This window comes from Streptomyces sp. NPDC059008 (assembly GCF_042749045.1).
Lineage (GTDB): Bacteria > Actinomycetota > Actinomycetes > Streptomycetales > Streptomycetaceae > Streptomyces.
Window position 1 is genome coordinate 299622 of the sequence record NZ_JBHYJC010000004.1, and the last position, 16547, is coordinate 316168.

The 16547-nt window shown below is 71.8% G+C and carries 15 protein-coding genes; 5 read left to right on the plus strand and 10 right to left on the minus strand.

The window, feature by feature from the left end; genetic code table 11:
- Window positions 1-67 precede the first annotated feature (67 nt).
- Both ACFWZH_RS09145 and ACFWZH_RS09150 read right to left on the minus strand, forming a co-directional pair.
- The gene (locus tag ACFWZH_RS09145; RefSeq protein ID WP_384427287.1) at window positions 68-1792 is read right to left on the minus strand and encodes an alkaline phosphatase D family protein; all 1725 of its coding nucleotides are present in this window, start codon (window positions 1790-1792) and stop codon (window positions 68-70) included.
- A gap of 194 nt (window positions 1793-1986) precedes the next feature.
- On the minus strand, window positions 1987-2631 hold the full coding sequence (locus ACFWZH_RS09150) for an HNH endonuclease family protein (protein WP_384427289.1): 645 nt from the start codon (window positions 2629-2631) through the stop codon (window positions 1987-1989).
- 208 nt (window positions 2632-2839) lie between these two features.
- Between ACFWZH_RS09150 and ACFWZH_RS09155 the strand changes: the two genes are divergently transcribed.
- Both ACFWZH_RS09155 and ACFWZH_RS09160 read left to right on the plus strand, forming a co-directional pair.
- Window positions 2840-3598 carry an ABC transporter permease gene (locus ACFWZH_RS09155; RefSeq protein ID WP_384427291.1) on the plus strand — a complete coding sequence of 253 codons (759 nt, stop codon included), beginning with the start codon at window positions 2840-2842 and terminating at the stop codon, window positions 3596-3598.
- Window positions 3599-3785: 187 nt separating this feature from the next.
- The gene (locus ACFWZH_RS09160; RefSeq protein ID WP_384427293.1) at window positions 3786-4367 is read left to right on the plus strand and encodes a TMEM165/GDT1 family protein; all 582 of its coding nucleotides are present in this window, start codon (window positions 3786-3788) and stop codon (window positions 4365-4367) included.
- Window positions 4368-4558: 191 nt separating this feature from the next.
- Here the strand turns inward: ACFWZH_RS09160 and ACFWZH_RS09165 are convergent, their stop codons facing one another.
- Together ACFWZH_RS09165 and ACFWZH_RS09170 are read right to left on the minus strand one after the other, a co-directional pair.
- Window positions 4559-5239, minus strand: coding sequence for an HAD-IA family hydrolase (locus ACFWZH_RS09165; RefSeq protein ID WP_384427295.1), 681 nt, complete (start codon window positions 5237-5239; stop codon window positions 4559-4561).
- Window positions 5240-5539: 300 nt separating this feature from the next.
- Window positions 5540-6196, minus strand: a complete 657-nt coding sequence (locus ACFWZH_RS09170; RefSeq protein WP_384427297.1) for a peptidoglycan-binding protein — start codon at window positions 6194-6196, stop codon at window positions 5540-5542.
- 144 nt (window positions 6197-6340) lie between these two features.
- On the opposite strand from ACFWZH_RS09170, the gene ACFWZH_RS09175 reads away from it, so the two are divergent.
- A complete protein-coding gene (locus ACFWZH_RS09175; protein WP_384427299.1) occupies window positions 6341-6502 on the plus strand; it encodes a hypothetical protein in 162 nt (53 codons plus the stop codon).
- 502 nt (window positions 6503-7004) lie between these two features.
- Window positions 7005-9092: a DHA2 family efflux MFS transporter permease subunit gene (locus tag ACFWZH_RS09180; protein ID WP_384427301.1), complete on the plus strand. Its 2088-nt coding sequence runs from the start codon at window positions 7005-7007 to the stop codon at window positions 9090-9092.
- Between the two features lie 58 nt (window positions 9093-9150).
- Here ACFWZH_RS09180 and ACFWZH_RS09185 read toward each other — a convergent pair whose 3' ends face one another.
- The 6 genes from ACFWZH_RS09185 to ACFWZH_RS09210 all read right to left on the minus strand — a co-directional run bounded on the left by ACFWZH_RS09185 (window position 9151) and on the right by ACFWZH_RS09210 (window position 15890).
- A complete protein-coding gene (locus ACFWZH_RS09185; RefSeq protein ID WP_384427303.1) occupies window positions 9151-9684 on the minus strand; it encodes a GNAT family N-acetyltransferase in 534 nt (177 codons plus the stop codon).
- Window positions 9685-10445: 761 nt separating this feature from the next.
- Entirely contained in the window at window positions 10446-10763 is a 318-nt protein-coding gene (locus tag ACFWZH_RS09190) for an antibiotic biosynthesis monooxygenase family protein (protein ID WP_384427305.1), read from the minus strand.
- Between the two features lie 224 nt (window positions 10764-10987).
- Complete coding sequence (locus ACFWZH_RS09195) at window positions 10988-12070, minus strand: DUF2330 domain-containing protein (RefSeq protein ID WP_384427341.1); 1083 nt, start codon at window positions 12068-12070, stop codon at window positions 10988-10990.
- 183 nt (window positions 12071-12253) lie between these two features.
- On the minus strand, window positions 12254-13765 hold the full coding sequence (gene proP, locus ACFWZH_RS09200; RefSeq protein ID WP_384427307.1) for a glycine betaine/L-proline transporter ProP: 1512 nt from the start codon (window positions 13763-13765) through the stop codon (window positions 12254-12256).
- Between the two features lie 540 nt (window positions 13766-14305).
- On the minus strand, window positions 14306-15358 hold the full coding sequence (locus tag ACFWZH_RS09205) for a CU044_5270 family protein (RefSeq protein ID WP_384427308.1): 1053 nt from the start codon (window positions 15356-15358) through the stop codon (window positions 14306-14308).
- Window positions 15351-15890 (minus strand): RNA polymerase sigma factor, encoded by a 540-nt coding sequence (locus ACFWZH_RS09210; protein WP_384427310.1) that lies wholly within the window; start codon window positions 15888-15890, stop codon window positions 15351-15353. Before ACFWZH_RS09210 ends, ACFWZH_RS09205 begins: the two co-directional genes overlap by 8 nt.
- Before the next feature lie 127 nt (window positions 15891-16017).
- On the opposite strand from ACFWZH_RS09210, the gene ACFWZH_RS09215 reads away from it, so the two are divergent.
- On the plus strand, window positions 16018-16547 hold a 530-nt coding region (locus ACFWZH_RS09215), incomplete at its 3' end, for a cbb3-type cytochrome c oxidase subunit I (RefSeq protein ID WP_384427312.1).

Here is a 16547-nt window from a genome sequence, read left to right on the forward strand (position 1 = left end):
CATCCGCGGACCGGACGACGGCAGGCTGACGGCCGATCAGCAGGCCGTGGGTGGCGGGCCGCCCGGATCATCCAGGATTCGGGCGATCGGCCTCGGGGACGGACTCGTGCACATCGCCGTTTTCCCCGCCGACACGGGCATCGGCCACCACCTCACGCCACACCGTGACCAGCCGGATGTTTCCGCTCCACTTCTCCCGGCGGGCCTGATCCAGCGCGATCCGCGCCGTACGGCCCGCCAGAGTCAGCGTCATCAGCTGATTGCCGAACCAGGGGCCGCCCGTACGCCGCCACTTCACCGGCGGTCGCCCGAGCCGGCCGTGCCGGGCCACCAGCTTCCCCAGCCACCGGCCGGCCCGGCTCCAGCCGAACCGGAAGCCGGCCTGCAGTGAGCCGGGGATGCTGTTGTGGACGGGGGAGCAGGTCAGCTGCAGCACCCGGCTCGTGGGCCGCCGCCCGGCCTCGCGCCAGTGCGGCTCCGCCACGTACGCGTGGTGCACGTCCCCGGACAGCACACAGACCGTCGCCGGGGCGTTCGTTCCGGAGCCCGCCTCGGCGATCAGATCGGTGAGCGCGGCGAACGAACCGGGGAACGCCGCCCAGTGCTCCAGATCGGCCCGCTGGCGCAGGAACTCGCTGCTCCGGGCCCAGCGGGGCCCGCGTTCGCCGGCGCACAGCGCGGCGTTCCAGCCCTCCGCGGCATGGATGAGATGGGGCAGCAGCCAGGGCAGCGAACTGCCCAGCAGCAGGTGGTCGTAGTCGCCGCGCCCGTCCAGCACGGCCTGGCGCAGCCATTCGCCCTCGGCCTTGTCGAGCATCGCGCGGCTGCCCTCGTCCAGGACGCGGGTGGCGCGGGTGTCGATCATGACCAGGCGCACCCGGCCGAAGTCGCGGCGGTAGCTCCAGCGGGCGCCCGCCGGATCGGCGTCCGCGCCGGCCGCGAACTCCCGCACCAGGTCCGTGCCGTCGTCCGCCGCCCGCACCTGGGCGTACAGCTCGTCGGCGGCCAGCTCCGCGGGCGGGAGATTGCCCAGATGCTGGTACACCCAGTACGACATCAGGCCGCCCAGGATGCGCTCGTGCCACCAGGAGGTCGCCCGCATCCGGCTCAGCCAGGCGGCGGAGGTGTTCCAGTCGTCGATCACATCGTGGTCGTCGAAGATCATGCAGCTGGGGACGGTGGACAGCAGCCAGCGCACCTCCGGGGCGAGCCAGGACTCGTAATAGAGGTGGGTGTACTCCTCGTAGTCGGCGACCTGTTTCCACGGCGGTCGGCTGGTGTCGCGGTGCTCGGCCAGCTTCTGTGCGGTCGCCTCGGAGGTCTGGTCGGCGTAGACCTGGTCGCCCAACAGCAGCAGCACGTCCGGGCGTTCGCGGGTGGGATCGGCGGCCAGAGTGGCGGCGAGGGTGTCGAGCGCGTCCGGGCCGGCGGGGTCGTGGGCGGCGGTCGCGGGGGTCGCGGACCAGCGGCAGGAGCCGAAGGCGATGCTCAGCGGGGCCCGCCCGGAGGTCGTGAGGGTGCGGATCGTGCTCTGCGGGAACCGGCCGTCGGGCAGCGGCCAGACCTGCTGCTCGTCCAGCAGGACCTGGTAGGGCGTCTCGCTGCCGGGCGCCAGGCCGGTCACCGGTACCAGCGCGTAGTGGTGGCCGGCCACCTGCCAGGTGCGCTGGGCACCGGACGCCCCGCTGTCGCAGCGGATGCGCACCACGCACGGCCGGTCGGTCTCCACCCACACCGTCGCGCTGTCCGCGTCGACGTGGCGCAGCAGCGGCCCCAAGCGCAGTCCGGCCATCGGTGCCCTCCCGTTGTCGTGGCTCAGAGGATAAGAGCACAACAGGGGCGGCGGTCCACCGGTACGACGGCGCGCCCGCAGACCGGCGGAATCCGGCCTGCGGGCGCGCCAGGGCCTGCCCGGCGGACGCCGCGGGGCACGCGGCAGTCCGGTGGCCGGCCCTGGGCGATCGCCCTAGCGGGGGCGGCGACTGCTCAGCAGCCGTCCAGGATCTTCTTCAGCGCGGCCTTCTCGGCGGAGTCCGCGGTCATGCCGTACTCGTGCTTGACCCACACCCACATCCGGGCGTACTCGCAGTGGTACGAGGCCTTCGGCGGCAGCCACTTCGCCGGGTCCTTGTCGCCCTTCTCCTGGTTGATGTTGTCGGTGACGGCGATCAGCTGGGAGTGGGTCAGGTCGTTGGCGAGCTCCTGGCGGCGCTCGGTGGTCCACTGCGCGGCACCCGACTTCCAGGCCTCCGACAGCGGGACGACGTGGTCGATGTCGAGGTCGGCCGCCTGGGTCCAGGTCGCGTCGTCGTAGGCCGAGACCCACTTGCCGCTCACCGCCGCGCAGCCGCCGTCCTGCTGTACGTCCGTACCGTCACGCTTGAGCACCACCTCGCGGGTGTTGCAGTTGTTCCCCTGGTCGATCCAGTGCGGGAACTTGTCGCGGCTGTAGCCGTCCTGCGGGCCCTCGGCCTGCTCCTTGATCTCGGTGAGGTACGTCCGTGCGGTGGCCGCGTCCGGCGGGCTGGGCGGCGCGGCCTGGGCGGACTGGCAGCTCAGCGCCAGCGTGCAGACCAGAGCCGCGGCCGAACCCGCCGCTATGGTGACGCGACGCGCGTAGACCTTTGCCATCGAAACTCCCTTGAAGTGGGGGGAAGTTGCCGTGCGGTGCGGGCCCATGGTGACGATGTGGGGTTTCCATGGGGTGGGCACCAGGTAACAGGGTGACGACATGCCCACGTCAGTTCAAGGGTTGACAGGGCGCCAGAAGTGCTCTCCGGCACTCCGGTTGAGCGACTTCCGGACGGTGCGATCCCCGCCGCCGTCCTACAGTGAGCGCGTGCTGATGCCGGTCAACGTCACGCTCGGGGTGGTCCTCGCCGTCCTGCTGGTCGCCGCGGTGGCCGTCGCCGCACTGGCGCACCTCGGCCACGCCCGGGCCGTCGCGGTCGCCGGGCTGCGCGCGGCCGCCCAACTCACCGCGGTCTCCGCTCTCATCGGCGTCGTGGTGCGTGCCCTCCCGTGGTTGCTGTGCTTCCTGGCGCTGATGTTCGCGGTAGCGGTACGGACCGCCGGCCGCCGGATCACCCCGAACCGCACCTGGTGGTGGGCCGCCGCGCCGATCGCCACCGGGGTCGCACCGGTGGTCGGTCTGCTGCTGGCGACCGGCCTGGTACCGCCCCGCGGCCTCACCCTCATCCCCGTCACCGGCATCCTCATCGGCGGTGCGCTGACCGCCACCGTCCTGGCCGGGCGGCGGGCGCTGGACGAGCTGGAGACGCGGCGCGGGGAGTTCGAGGCCGGGCTCGCGCTCGGGCTGCTGGACCGGGACGCGCGGCTGGAGGTCGCCCGCCCGGCCGCGTCGGACGCGCTGCTGCCGGGGCTCGACCAGACCCGGACCGTGGGGTTGGTCACGCTCCCGGGGGCCTTCGTCGGCATGCTGCTGGGTGGCGCCTCCCCCGTCCAGGCAGGAGCGGTACAGCTGTTCGTGCTGGTCGCCCTGCTGGCGGTGCAGGCGGCGGCGTGCGCGGTGGTGCTGGAGCTGGTCGCGCGCGGACGTATGCACCGCGTACCCTTGTCGGCAGCAGAAGGGGAGTAGCTCTCTGCCGGACCGTCGACATACTGCTCGCCCGTCGCCCGACGACGAGGTGGGCCGGCGCCCGGAGCGCGGTACGCATGCGTACGGCGCCAGCGAGACCTTCGGCCGCAGTGTTCGACGCTGCCGTGCCGAAGCGACCCCTTCCGGGCCCTCTGGCGCGGCCCGACCGATCGAGGTATCCCACCCCGTGTTCAGTTTCACTATCGCCGCCGTCGTCTTCGGCGTGATCTTCCTCGCCGAGCTGCCCGACAAGACCGCTCTGGCCGGCCTGATGCTCGGCACCCGCTATCGCGCCTCGTACGTCTTCGTCGGCGTCGCGGCCGCCTTCCTCGTCCATGTCGCACTCGCGATCGCCGCAGGCAGCGTGCTGACGCTGCTCCCGCACCGGGTGGTCCAGGGCGTGGTCGGGGTGCTCTTCCTGGCGGGCGCCGCCGTGCTGCTGTTCAAGAAGGACGACGATGAGGAAGAGGTGAAGAAGCCCGCCGACCAGAGCTTCTGGAAGGTCGCCGGGGCGGGCTTCACCATGATCCTGGTCGCCGAGTTCGGCGATCTGACGCAGATCATGACCGCCAACCTCGCGGCCCGTTACGACGACCCCGTCTCGGTCGGTGTCGGCGCCGTACTCGCCCTGTGGGCGGTGGCCGGTCTGGGCATCCTGGGCGGCCGCACCCTCATGAAGCACGTCCCGCTCAAGCTCATCACCAAGATCGCGGCGGCCGTGATGGCACTGCTGGCGGGGTTCAGCCTGTACGAGGCGATCGCTGGGTGATACCAGGCGATCGCCGGGTGAGGTGAGGTGAGGGGGCGGGGGTGCCTCCCTGGGAGGGGGGCTCTTCTCCCGGGGATCGTCTCCGGGGGCGGGAGCTTTTCCCCTCGCCGCCCACCCCCCTTCGGGGGGTGGGCGGGTGGAGAGGCCGTGGAGAGGCCGTGGAGAGGCGTAGAGAGGCGAGCGCCGGGCACTCAGCCCCCGATGCCCCCGGTGCCCCCGATGTGTACCGCGATCATGCCGTCCGGCCTCGCCTCGACCCGGACCTGTGTGAGGTCGGGCACCTGCACCGTGGGGGCGAACGCGGCCGCGCGCTCGCCGATGCCGACCACCCGCATGCCGGCCGCCCGGCCGGCCTCGATACCGGCCTCGGAGTCCTCGAAGACCAGGCAGTCCTCGGGGGCGAAGCCCAGCTCCGCGGCGCCCTTGAGGAATCCCTCCGGGTCGGGCTTGCTGGCACTCACGCTCTCCGCCGTGATCCGTACGGCGGGCATGGGCAGCCCGGCCGCACTCATCCGGGCGTCGGAGAGGGGTATGTCGGCGGAGGTCACCAGGGCGTGCGGAAGCCCGGCCAGGGCGGCCATGAAGGCGGGGGCGCCGGGGACCGGCACCACACCGTCCGTGTCGGACGTCTCCTGGGCCAGCATCCGGCGGTTGTCCGCGAGGTTGAGCTCCATGGGGCGGTCCGGCAGCAGTGCGGCCATCGTGGCCCAGCCCTGCCTGCCGTGGACGACCTGGAGGACCTCGTCCGCGTCCAGCCCCTGCTCGGCCGCCCAGCGGCGCCAGCAGCGCTCGACGACGGCCTCGGAGTTCACGATCGTGCTGTCCATGTCCAGCAGGAGGGCGCGGGCGGTGAGCGTGGTGGTTGCCGTCATCGGCGGGCTCCTGTGCGCTACGGGCGAACGGACGGTACGGGCCGTACGAACGAGAAGGGCAGACAAGAAGGACAAGTGGCCCCGCCCGCTGGTCAGGGAGTGCGGGCAGGACCACTTTGTTCTCCTACGATACAAAACGTTTCCGGGTGCCGACAACCGCCCCTGGTCGAAGACCGGTCAGGGCTGGTCGGAGCCGGGTCGGCGCGCGGCTCGGTTCCCGGTGTCCATCCGGGGCGGCTCGCGGTACCGGGGCGGGCCGACTCGCGGTGCCGGCGCGGGTTCGCGGAGCCCCGCCCCGGCCTACGGTTCCCCGGTGCGCGCCTCCAGGGACGCCCGGGTCTGCGGGCCGTAGACGCCGTCCGGATCGCCCGTCACCTGGTAGGACCGCTGATAGCGCGACACGGCGTCGCGTACCTGCGCGTCGTACCGGCCGTCCTCCGTCTCCGAGTACAGGGCCAGCTGCCGCAGCCGCCCCTGGAGCTCCGTCACTTCCGGGCCGCTGGACCCCTCGCGCAGCACGATCGGCCCGGTGGGCGCCGTGCTGGGGGCTTGGCTGTCGGGGGAGTCCGTGACGCTGCCGGAGGCCCGGGTGGGGGCGGGTGGAGCGGGTGTCGCGGTCCGGTGGCGCTGCGCGGTGGTCTCCGGGCCGCCGGCGCCGGTCGCGCCCGGAGAGGGGGAGGCGGGTGCGGCGGGCGAAGAGGGGGTGCCGCTCGGCGTACGGGGGGCGTCGTTGCCGGTGGGGAACGCGGCGGTGGCGGAGGCCGGGCCGCCGTCGGGGGGTGCCGCCCGGTCGTGGGTGCCGCCGGACAGCGCGTCGGAGCCGATCAGGACGGCGGTGGCGGCCGCTGCCGCGCCGGCGGCCACAAGTACGGCCGGCAGGGCGCGCCGGCGGCGGGACGAGGCGGGGGCGGGGCGCCCGGAGGCGCGGGCCGCCGGTTCCTCGGGGGCCGAGCCCACCGTCCGGGAGGTAGGGCCCGGGCGGTGGCCCGCCCGGGGTATCAGTGGCGGGGAGTCCCGGGGTATCAGTGGCGCGGAGTAGGGACCGGCCGCGGACGCCGGATCACGGACGGCGCCGGGGGGCCCGAGTGGGCCTTTGGCCGTGTGTACGGCCGCGTCCTCGCCCGGCAAACCGTCCAGGTGGTCGCCCCGGTCGCCCAAAGGGGCGCCGGCCCGGTGCTCGTGGCCCCCGTCGCCGCCGTCGCCGCTGTCGTCCCCGCTGTCGTCCCCGCCCCCGCCCTCGCCCCCGTCTTCGTCGGGCAGTGACACGTACGGCCGAACGCGCAGCGGATCAAAGTCCTCCGCATCGACCGCCGCGCACAGACAGGTCGGCCGGCCGTCGCTGCGGACCGGGGCGAAGCAGTGCGGGCACGTCGGTAATGCCGTCACGAGTGGTCCCCTCCCTGGAGGCCTCGAACCGGCAGCGATTATCCAGACGCCGCACCCGCCCGCGCAGGCGCTCGCGGACATCCGCCCGGCATGCCCCAGGCGCCCACGACCGACGCCCCAGGTGGCCACGGCCCCCCATGGCACGGCGCGATCGCACGGCGCGCTCACCGCTCGGCGGGCCATATCCGGCGGAACCACCCAGGATGGAATAAGCCCGACGGCGGCCCGCAACGGGTGCGGTCGCCGTGGCCCGGACGGGCGCGGTCGCGGTGGCCCGCAACGGGTGTGGGTGGCCCGCAGCGCCCACCACGGCCGCCCGGCACCGCGCCCCGTACTCCCGGTGCCGCACTGGAACCCCCGGAACAGGAGGAGACGCCCCATGGCGCAGGACACCAGCGCTCCTGCCGTCCCCGGCGAGAGCCGGTCCCAGCGCACGATCCTCGTCGCGATCGGCGCGCTGTTGCTCGGCATGCTCATCGCGGCGCTCGACCAGACCATCGTCGCCACCGCGCTGCCCACGATCGTCAGCGACCTCGGCGGCCTGAACCACCTCTCCTGGGTGGTCACCGCCTACCTGCTGGCCTCGACGGCCGCGACGCCCCTGTGGGGCAAGCTCGGTGACCAGTACGGCCGCAAGAAGCTGTTCCAGACCGCCATCGTGATCTTCCTGATCGGCTCGGTGCTCTGCGGTATCGCCCAGAACATGGGCGAGCTGATCGCGTTCCGAGCCGTCCAGGGACTGGGCGGCGGCGGCCTGATCGTGCTGTCGATGGCGATCGTCGGGGACATCGTGCCGCCCCGCGAACGCGGTAAGTACCAGGGCCTGTTCGGTGCGGTCTTCGGCGGTACCAGCGTCCTCGGGCCGCTGCTCGGCGGGCTGTTCGTGGACCACCTCAGCTGGCGGTGGGTGTTCTACATCAACGTCCCCGTCGGCATCGTCGCGCTCGCCGTCATCGCCGCCGTGCTGCACATCCCGCGCCATCGCACCCCGCACCGGATCGACTACCTGGGCACCGCCGTGATCGCCGCGGTCGCCGCCTGCTTCGTCCTGATGACCTCGCTCGGCGGCGTCACCTACCCCTGGGGCTCCTGGCAGATCATCGGCTTCGGCGTCCTCGGAGCCGTCCTGCTGGGGGCGTTCGTCCTCATCGAGCGTCGGGCCGCCGAACCCGTGATTCCGCTGCGTCTGTTCCGGCTCCGCACGTTCACCCTCACCGCCGTCATCGGCTTCGTCATCGGCTTCGCGATGTTCGGATCGATGACGTACCTGCCGACGTTCCTGCAGGTCGTACACGGGGTTTCGCCGACCATGTCCGGTGTGCACATGCTGCCGATGGTGTTCGGCATGCTGCTGGCCTCCACCGGCTCCGGGCAGATCGTCAGCCGCACCGGCCACTACAAGGTCTTCCCGATCGCCGGCACCGGCGTCGTGGCGGTCGGCCTGCTGCTTCTGCACCAGCTCGACCCGGCCAGCAGCGACGCCGAGATGAGCGCCTGCTTCTTCGTCTTCGGCTTCGGGCTCGGACTGGTCATGCAGGTGCTGGTGCTCATCGTGCAGAACGCCGTCCCCTACCAGGACCTGGGCGTCGCCACCTCCGGCGCCACGTTCTTCCGCTCCATCGGCGCCTCGTTCGGCGTCTCCATATTCGGCACGATCTTCGCCAACAACCTGGGGCCGCGGATCGCCGACGCCCTCGCCGGGCAGCAACTGCCGCCCGGTATAGACCCGTCGACCATCGCCGAGGACCCGCGGACCGTCGCCCGGTTGCCGGCCGGGCAGGCGGCCGGTGTCCTCAACGCCTACTCCGTCTCGATCACCGACGTCTTCCTCTACGCGGTCCCGGTCGTCCTGGTGGCGTTCGCCCTGGCCTGGTTCCTCCGGGAGGAACCACTGCGCAGCAGCGTGACCGCCCCCGACACCAGCGAGGTGCTCTCCTCCAACCCCGTCGAGCGGTCCTCCCGCGACGAATGCGCCCGCGCACTGTCCAAACTCGGCAGCATGGAGGGCCGCAAGGACATCTACGAGAAGATCACCGCCCGCGCCGGCCTGGACCTCAAACCGGCCGCCAGCTGGCTGCTCCTGCGCATCCACCGCTACGGATCGGTGGAGCCGGGGCTGCTGGCCGAGCGCAGTACCGTCCCGCTCGGCGTGATCACCGAGAGCGTCCGCCAGGTCGAGGAGCGCGGACTCGCCGCGCGCGAAGGGCTGTTGCTGCTGCTCACCGACGACGGGCGGGACGTCGCCGACCGGCTCTCGGCGGCCCGTCAGCAGTCGCTCGCCCAGATGCTCGGCGACTGGTGGACCAAGGACCGGCCGACCGACCTCACCGAACTCGTCCAGGAGCTGACGGCGGAGCTGTGCGGCTCGGACGCGGAGGAGCCGCGCGACGGCGACGCCCGCGAGCCGGTGCCGCGTACGCCGCCCCACACGCCGCGGCCGCCACGGCCACCGGACCTCGCGAAATGAGCCCGCCCGGCGGCCCGGCCGGCAGCCGACGCCTGGGGCGCCCTTCGCGCGACGGGCCCTACTTCGCCGACGGGCCCCCGTCCAGCCGCTTCTCGAAGAAGATCTCCGCGTAGACGTCGTCGTGGTACGGCGGGATCTCGGTGAAGCCGTGCCGCCGGTAGAGCGCGATGGCCTCGACCAGATCCAGCCGGGTGTCCAGCCGGATCCGCTCGGCGCCCAGCTGCGCCGCGGCCGTCTCGGCGGCCCCGAGAAGCCCGCCCGCGCCGCCCAGACCGCGCAGCGCGGGCCGTACGTACATCTGCTTGAGCTCGGCGGTGCGCGCGTCCAGCAGCCGCACTCCGGCGCAGCCCACCACCGCCTCGCCGCGGCGCGCCACCAGCAGCACGCCGTGGGGTGGCATCAGATCGGCGCTGGGGTACTCCGCCAGCCCCTCGGCGATCTCCGCCGGCGTCGAGCGGCGGCCCTCGTGCAGCTCGAAGTAGCGGTCCGCCACCTCGGTGTAGTACTCGCGCAGCAGCGCCGTGGCAGCCGGCGAGTCGCTCGCCTCCACGGCGACGGCCAAGGGGAGACGGAGGGCGGCGGCGTCACTCATGGCGCCATTGTCGCGGCCGGTGCGGCCCGGCACGCAACGGATTTGCGGGCGCCGGACCGGCAGCCGTTCCTCAGCCCGGCAGCAGGGCCGCCGCCGGTGCGCAGCGGTACTCGTCCCGTCCGCAGTCAGTACAAAGTCCCCACGTGAAGTCAACCGCTCTCAAGACGGCTCAGCATGAGGGAGAGGGCCTTGACCGCCTCATTGAGGTTCCGCCCCTGCGTCTTGGCCCCGGGGCGGCTGACGTACGACTGCAGTACGAACTCCCCCAGTCCTTGGCCGTCAACGTCACCCGCTTCGCAAGTTCACGAGCCGCTGCAGATGAACTGACGCTCGGAGGCGTGGAGGGGGTCGGCGAAGGCTCGCCGCCGTCTTCGCTGCCGAGGGATGCGAAGACGGCGAGCACCGACGCAATCACCACGACGGCAACGGCCGCGCCGATGATTGCGGGTGTGGCACGCCGCCGGGGCTGACGAGGGGGCGGCGGAGTGGGCGGCGGCGTCGGTGCTGGCTCCCCGTGCAGGGGGCCCTGGGCGGGCCGGTCGGCGGTTGGGAGCTCACCATGCCTCCTGTACCACCCACGGCTGGGATGTTGCACCGCCGCGCCGACACTCACCTGACTGCCATGCGAGGCCGCCGCCCCAAGGCCCTCCAAGCTCACGCGCAGCAACGTGCAGCGTGCTTACCGATCCTTTTGACGTTCGTCGACGTGCCCGACGGCTAAGGCTGACGGCTTCAGACTGTAGGCAGTCTTGGGCGAGACGTTAGGCAGTCTTGGGCGCTGCCTGCTGCACGACCTCGAACGACCACACCGTGGAGCCGCTGGCGGCCGGCTTCGGCCGGTCGCTGCCGCCCTGGTGCGCCGCCTTCATGGGCCCTTCCATCCATGCCTGGAACGACTCCTCGTCACGCCACCGCGTGTACACCAGGTAGTCGTCGGTACCTTCGACCGGGCGGAGGAGTTCGAACCACTCGAAGCCGTCAGAGCTCTCCACCGCGTGGGCGCGGGAGGCGAAGCGCTTCTCCAGGGTTTCCCGCTGTTCAGCAGGGACGGTCAGCACGTTGATCTTGACTACGCTCATGCGCCCATCTTGCCGCATGGGGTGTGAGCGGAGTGTGAGGGGACGGTCAGCACGTTGATCCTCACCAGGCTGGGCGCAGGACCTGTCCGGCTCCTCCCGCGCGCCCCCGTGGCTTTCGGGATGACGCGCGGGAGTTGAGCCCCTGACTCCGTGTCTCAGCGGGGGAGTGCCCGATCCCCGATCGGTACCGACTCAGCCCCTGGCCTCGCTCGATACGCAGGGAGTCACGAGTGCGTGGACGAGGAGACGGTCCTTCGAGCCTCCGACGTGGATGCGCGTCGGCGTGCCCGGAGGGCGATCACCACTGCCGAGGCCACCGCGGCCGCCAGTAGCAACAGCACGCCGAGGACCGTCAGGATCCAGGCCGGGACACCGCCCACCTTCAGCAGCGTGTCGGTGTACCGGAACCGTTGGAACGGGGTGTCGTGGTCCGCGCGGCGGAGTTCGTGGTCGCCGGTGATGCGTTGCGGTTGCGGGAAGCTCTGGTCGATGGCGGTCAGAAAGGTGCCACCGCTGCCGCCGAGGTCGCGCACCGCACCCTCGGGCTTGATCCGGCCGGCGTAGAAGACCTCGGGCCGCGCGCCGCCGATCGTGCTGCGCGGCTCCATCCGGTGTGGTGCGAGGACGTAGAGGCCCAGTGACTGCCGTGTTGTGGCGAGGCGGGAGAGCCGCATGGGGTAGACGAGACGGTCGCTGGCGAAGGACAGGTGCAGCGGATCGAGGGTGCCGGTCAGCGGGCGGTGCCGTTCTGCGGGGGCCAGGCGGATCGCCACGTACTCCCAGCGCTGTGCCACGTACGGGCGGAGTTCGGTCGCCAGGGACGCGGGGAGTCGGAAGCCCTGGGATTTCAGCCAGTTGCGCAGGGCGTCGGGGTCGGTGGCGGTCAGTCGGGCGACGTCGAAGGGGCCCAGGCGCTCGCGGCCGACCACCCCGACTCCCGGGCCGCGCGCATCCGGTGGCGGGGCGGCGGCGCCGTCCACGTCCTGGAACGGCCAGTCGCCGCCGCGCGGCCAGAAGTAGTGGCGCTGTCGGACGGCGGGCTCGGTCAGCGCGGAGAGCTCGTCGAACAGCTCCGGGTCGCCCAGCTTGACCGTGGCCCGGTGCGGTACCGGCATGATCCACGCGGCGTCCGGCGCGCTGCCGTTCACCGTCAGGCTCATCACGATCTGCTCGGTCCTGCCGTCCCAGCGCACCGCCGAGGTCTCGCGGTCCACCGCCATGGTGGTCTTCGGGTCGTGCACCATGGCACCGCACCCACAGGCGTACGCGGGCCTGGCCAGCGACACCAGCTGTACGGCCAGCAGCACCAGCACCACCAGCAGCACCCGCCGCCTACCGGTCCGCGCCACAGCGGCTGCGCCCGTCCCCACGCCCATCGTCGTCCCCCGTTCGCCGCGCGCCGATCACTCGATCGGCGGCAGCGACACAGACGGCGAAGACGGTAGGGGCGGTTCCCCTTCCCCGGGGGCGGCGGTTCGCCCGTTCAGAGGTCAGGCCGCCGAGCCCGCCGTGACCGGCCGGCCGGCCGCCGTACGCAGGGCTGCGGCCTCCGCCTCGGTCTCGACGGCCGGCGGGGAGCCGGGCAGCGGCTTGCGGGCGCTCTCCGACATCAGCAGCACGGCGATGCCGCCGATCACGGCCGCCGCCATCATGTAGTAGGCGGGCATCATCTTGTTGCCGGTCGCGCCGATCAGGGCGGTGACCACCAGCGGCGTCGTACCGCCGAAGAGCGACACCGAGACGTTGAAGCCGATCGACAGCGAGCCGTAGCGCACCTTGGTCGGGAACAGCGCGGGCAGGGTGGCCGGCATCGTCGAGGTGAAGGCGACCAGCAGCAGCCCGAGCGCCCCCATGCCCAGCGCGATGGCGAGCAGCGACCCCTGCCGGATCAGCAGCAGCGCCGGCACGGACAGCACCAGGAAGCCCAGGCAGCCCGCGGCGATGACCGGTCGGCGGCCGAAGCGGTCGGAGAGCCGGCCCGCGAACGGCTGGACGCCCATCATCAGCACCATCACCGCGAGCACGACCAGCAGCCCGTGCGTCTCGTCGTACTTCAGCTCCGAGGTCAGATAGCTCGGCATGTACGACAGCAGCATGTAGTCGGTGACGTTGAAGACCAGGACCAGTCCGATGCACAGCAGCATCGCCCGCCACTGACCGAAGATCATCTCGCGGATGCCGATCCGCTTCTCGGCGTCGCGGCGCGCCTTCTCCTTCGTCCGCGCCTCCTTCTCCAACTGGGCGAAGGCCGGGGTCTCTTCGAGCCGCATCCGCAGATAGAGGCCGATGATGCCCATCGGTCCGGCGATCAGGAACGGGATGCGCCAGCCCCAGGAGTGCAGGTCCTCGGTGGACAGCAGGGCGGTCATCAGGGTGACCAGACCGGCACCGCCGACGTAACCGGCCAGCGTGCCGAACTCCAGCCAGCTGCCGAGGAATCCGCGCTTCTTGTCGGGCGCGTACTCGGCGATGAAGGTGGAGGCGCCCCCGTATTCACCGCCGGTGGAGAAGCCCTGTACCAGGCGGGCGACGAGGAGCAGGATGGGCGCGCCCACCCCGATGGAGGCGTACGACGGGATCAGGCCGATGGCGAAGGTGCCCACCGCCATCATGATCATGGTGATGGCGAGGACCTTCTGCCGGCCGATCCGGTCGCCGAGCGGCCCGAAGACCATGCCGCCGATGGGACGCACCAGGAACGCCGCCGCGAAGGCGCCGAACGTCGACAGCAGCTGCGCGGTCGGATTCCCGGACGGGAAGAAGACATGTCCCAGAGTGACCGCGATATAGCTGTAGACGCCGAAGTCGAACCACTCCATCGCGTTGCCGAGCGCTGCCGCCGAGACCGCACGCTTGACCATCGCGGGATCGACGACGGTCACCTCGCCCGGGACCTGCTCGTGCAGATCCGCTCTGCTCTCCGGCTGCGGACCGGATGCGGCGCCGGCACGACTGCCGACGGGGTTTCGGGGGCCGGGTGCGACGGGGGACTGCGTCGGCACGTGTTCGCTCGCCTGCGCTCTCTGGGACGACTACATGACATCGCCCGCCGCGGAACGGCGGGACGGAGCCCGCCATGGAGCGACGGGCAAAGTTCGACCATAGGGGCAGACATGTTCATTACGGACAGTGTGCGGATGACCGCACAGTCGCCCGTATACCCGCTCCTTGCAGGGGAAACTCCCTTTCGTGGAGCAATGCGCGGGACGTTGGTCTGTGATCCATCTCGCGGTGATCGACTGCAACCATTGACGCGTGGTGACCTGCCTCACGCGAGGGGCGGGCCCGGCTACACAGAGGGTGACGCGGCCGCACAAGGGGAGCCCGGATCGTAAGGGGAGCCCGGATCGTGAGGGGGAGTCCGGACCGCGCAAAACGGCGCGGCGGTACGGGGTACCGCCGCGCCGGTGTGGATCGTCGCGTTCCCTCAAGGATCAGCCATGCCGGCCTGTCGCGCCACTCGGGCGGCACCGGCGTTGCCGCGCCACGCCCCGTTCGGTGCCGCGTCCGTGGTCGGCCGCCACATCGCCCCTGTGGCCCCGTCACGGCATCCAGGCGACGTACGACATGACCTCGCCCGAGGTGATCTGGAAGTCGGGGAGGTCCTTGGTGAAGGTGACCTCCAGGCCCAGCAGCCCGCCGTTGCGGGGGTCGAGGATCACCATCTGACGGGTCGCGTTCGAGGCGCCGTCGGGACCGTCGTAGACATACGCCTGCCCGCGCCGGCCCAGCCGGTCGGTGACCGCGCCCGCCGGACGCAGTCCGCCCGCGTCGGCCAGCATCCGGACGATGGCGGCGGTCTCCCGTGGCCCCGGTGTCCACTCCTGGCGGAACGAGTCCAGCGCCAGCAGTAGTTGGGGCGTGGTGCCGGCGCCTGCCCCACGCTCGACTCCGCTCGGGCGGGAGGGACCCCCGGCTCCGCCGTAGAGCGACGCCAGATGTTCGCGCAGCGCCACGGGGTCCGTCGGCGGCCTGGTACGGGCGGCCAGCCCGCCGTGCCGCGCGGCCGAGCCCGCCGGATAGGTCCTGCGGTGCAGGACCTTGCCGTCGCTGACGGTCCGCCAGTGGCCGTCGTCGTCGTGGATCACCGGGCGGCCGGGGTGCCGCGGGTCGGTGGCCACGACCAGTTCCGAGCCGCTGCCGTCGGCGTTCCAGCGGGTGATGCGCTCCTCGGGAACGGTGACGGGAGGCGCGGCATCCGGGCCGGACTCCATGCTCATGTACCAGGTCTGCAGATGGCTGCCCCGGCGCGGGCCGTCCGCGGCGCCGGCCGTCCGGGCGCCGGCCTCGGCCCTGCGGGCGAGTGCGTCCAGGGAGACGGGCGGGGCGCTGGAGTGCGGTACGAGCGCCGCGGGCGCGGCGGCCGCGGGGCTGCTGCCGGCGTCGGAGAAGGTGAAGGCCAGGACGGCGAAGAGGGCCAGCACCGCGGCCTCGGCCCGCAGGACCAGGCGGCGCCCGGCCCGCCTGGTGCGCCTGCTGTGCAGCAGACGGTTGAGGTCGCGTTCGGCGCGGGCGTGCAGCGGGCGGTCCCGCCAGGGGCCTTCGCCGGCCCGTACCGGATTGGCCGCGCGCAGCAGGCCCAGTTCGTCACTCATTGCCGTCGCCTCCTGCTCGTGCGGACACGGTCGTCCGCGTACGGTCGATCTCGGCGCGCAGGCGGCGGCGCGCCCGGTGCAGCCGCATGGCTGCCGCGCTCTGACCGCAGCCGAGGGTCATCGCCAGCTCCTCGATGGTCAGTTCCTCCCAGGCCGTCAGCCGGAGCACCTCCTGGTCGCCGGGGGAGAGGCGGGCCAGTGCCTCGTGCACCCAGGAGCCGGGCCGCTCCGTGTCCGGGCTGTCCACGGTCTGCCGCTGGTGTGCCGCCTCGTGGTTGCCGAGCCGGTGCAGCAGCCGCCGGTAGCGGCCCAGGCCCCGCACCGTATTGGCCAGACAGTTGCGGGCCACCCCGTACAGCCACGGCAGCGGGGTGTCCGGCAGCTCGGAGCGGCGTCTCCAGGCTATGGAGAAGACCTCCGCCACCACTTCCTCGACGTCGTGTGCCTGCCCGTCCAGCCGCCGCGCCACAAAGCGGCTGACCGCCCAGTAGTACGCGCGGTAGGCCTCGGCGAAGGCGTCGTCCGTACTCATGAACCCTTGGTGTCCGGCATGCCCCCGATCTTCACACCCGCCTCGGGTGAAACTTCACACCCCGTCGAAACGGCCCCGCGCGCCCGTAGGCGGTGAGGTTCGCATCCGCTCCGGACACCTACGGGGCATGAAGCTCCCCGTGAAGTGGTTGACGACCACCGACCACAAGACGATCGGCACGCTCTATCTGGTCACCGCCTTCGCGTTCTTCTGCGTCGGCGGGCTGATGGCCCTGGTGATGCGTGCCGAGCTGGCTCGTCCCGGCCATCAGATCCTGTCGAACGAGCAGTTCAACCAGGCGTTCACCATGCACGGCACGATCATGCTGCTGATGTTCGCCACCCCGCTGTTCGCCGGCTTCGCGAACTGGATCATGCCGTTGCAGATCGGCGCGCCCGATGTCGCCTTTCCCCGGCTGAACATGCTCGCGTACTGGCTCTATCTCTTCGGCTCGCTGATCGCGGTCGGCGGCTTTCTGACACCACAAGGGGCCGCGGACTTCGGCTGGTTCGCCTATGCGCCGCTCTCCGACTCCGTGTATTCCCCGGGAATCGGTGGCGATATGTGGATCATGGGTCTGGCCTTCTCCGGCTTCGGCACGATCCTCGGTTCGGTCAACTTCATCACGACGATCATCTGCATGCGGGCTCCCGGCAT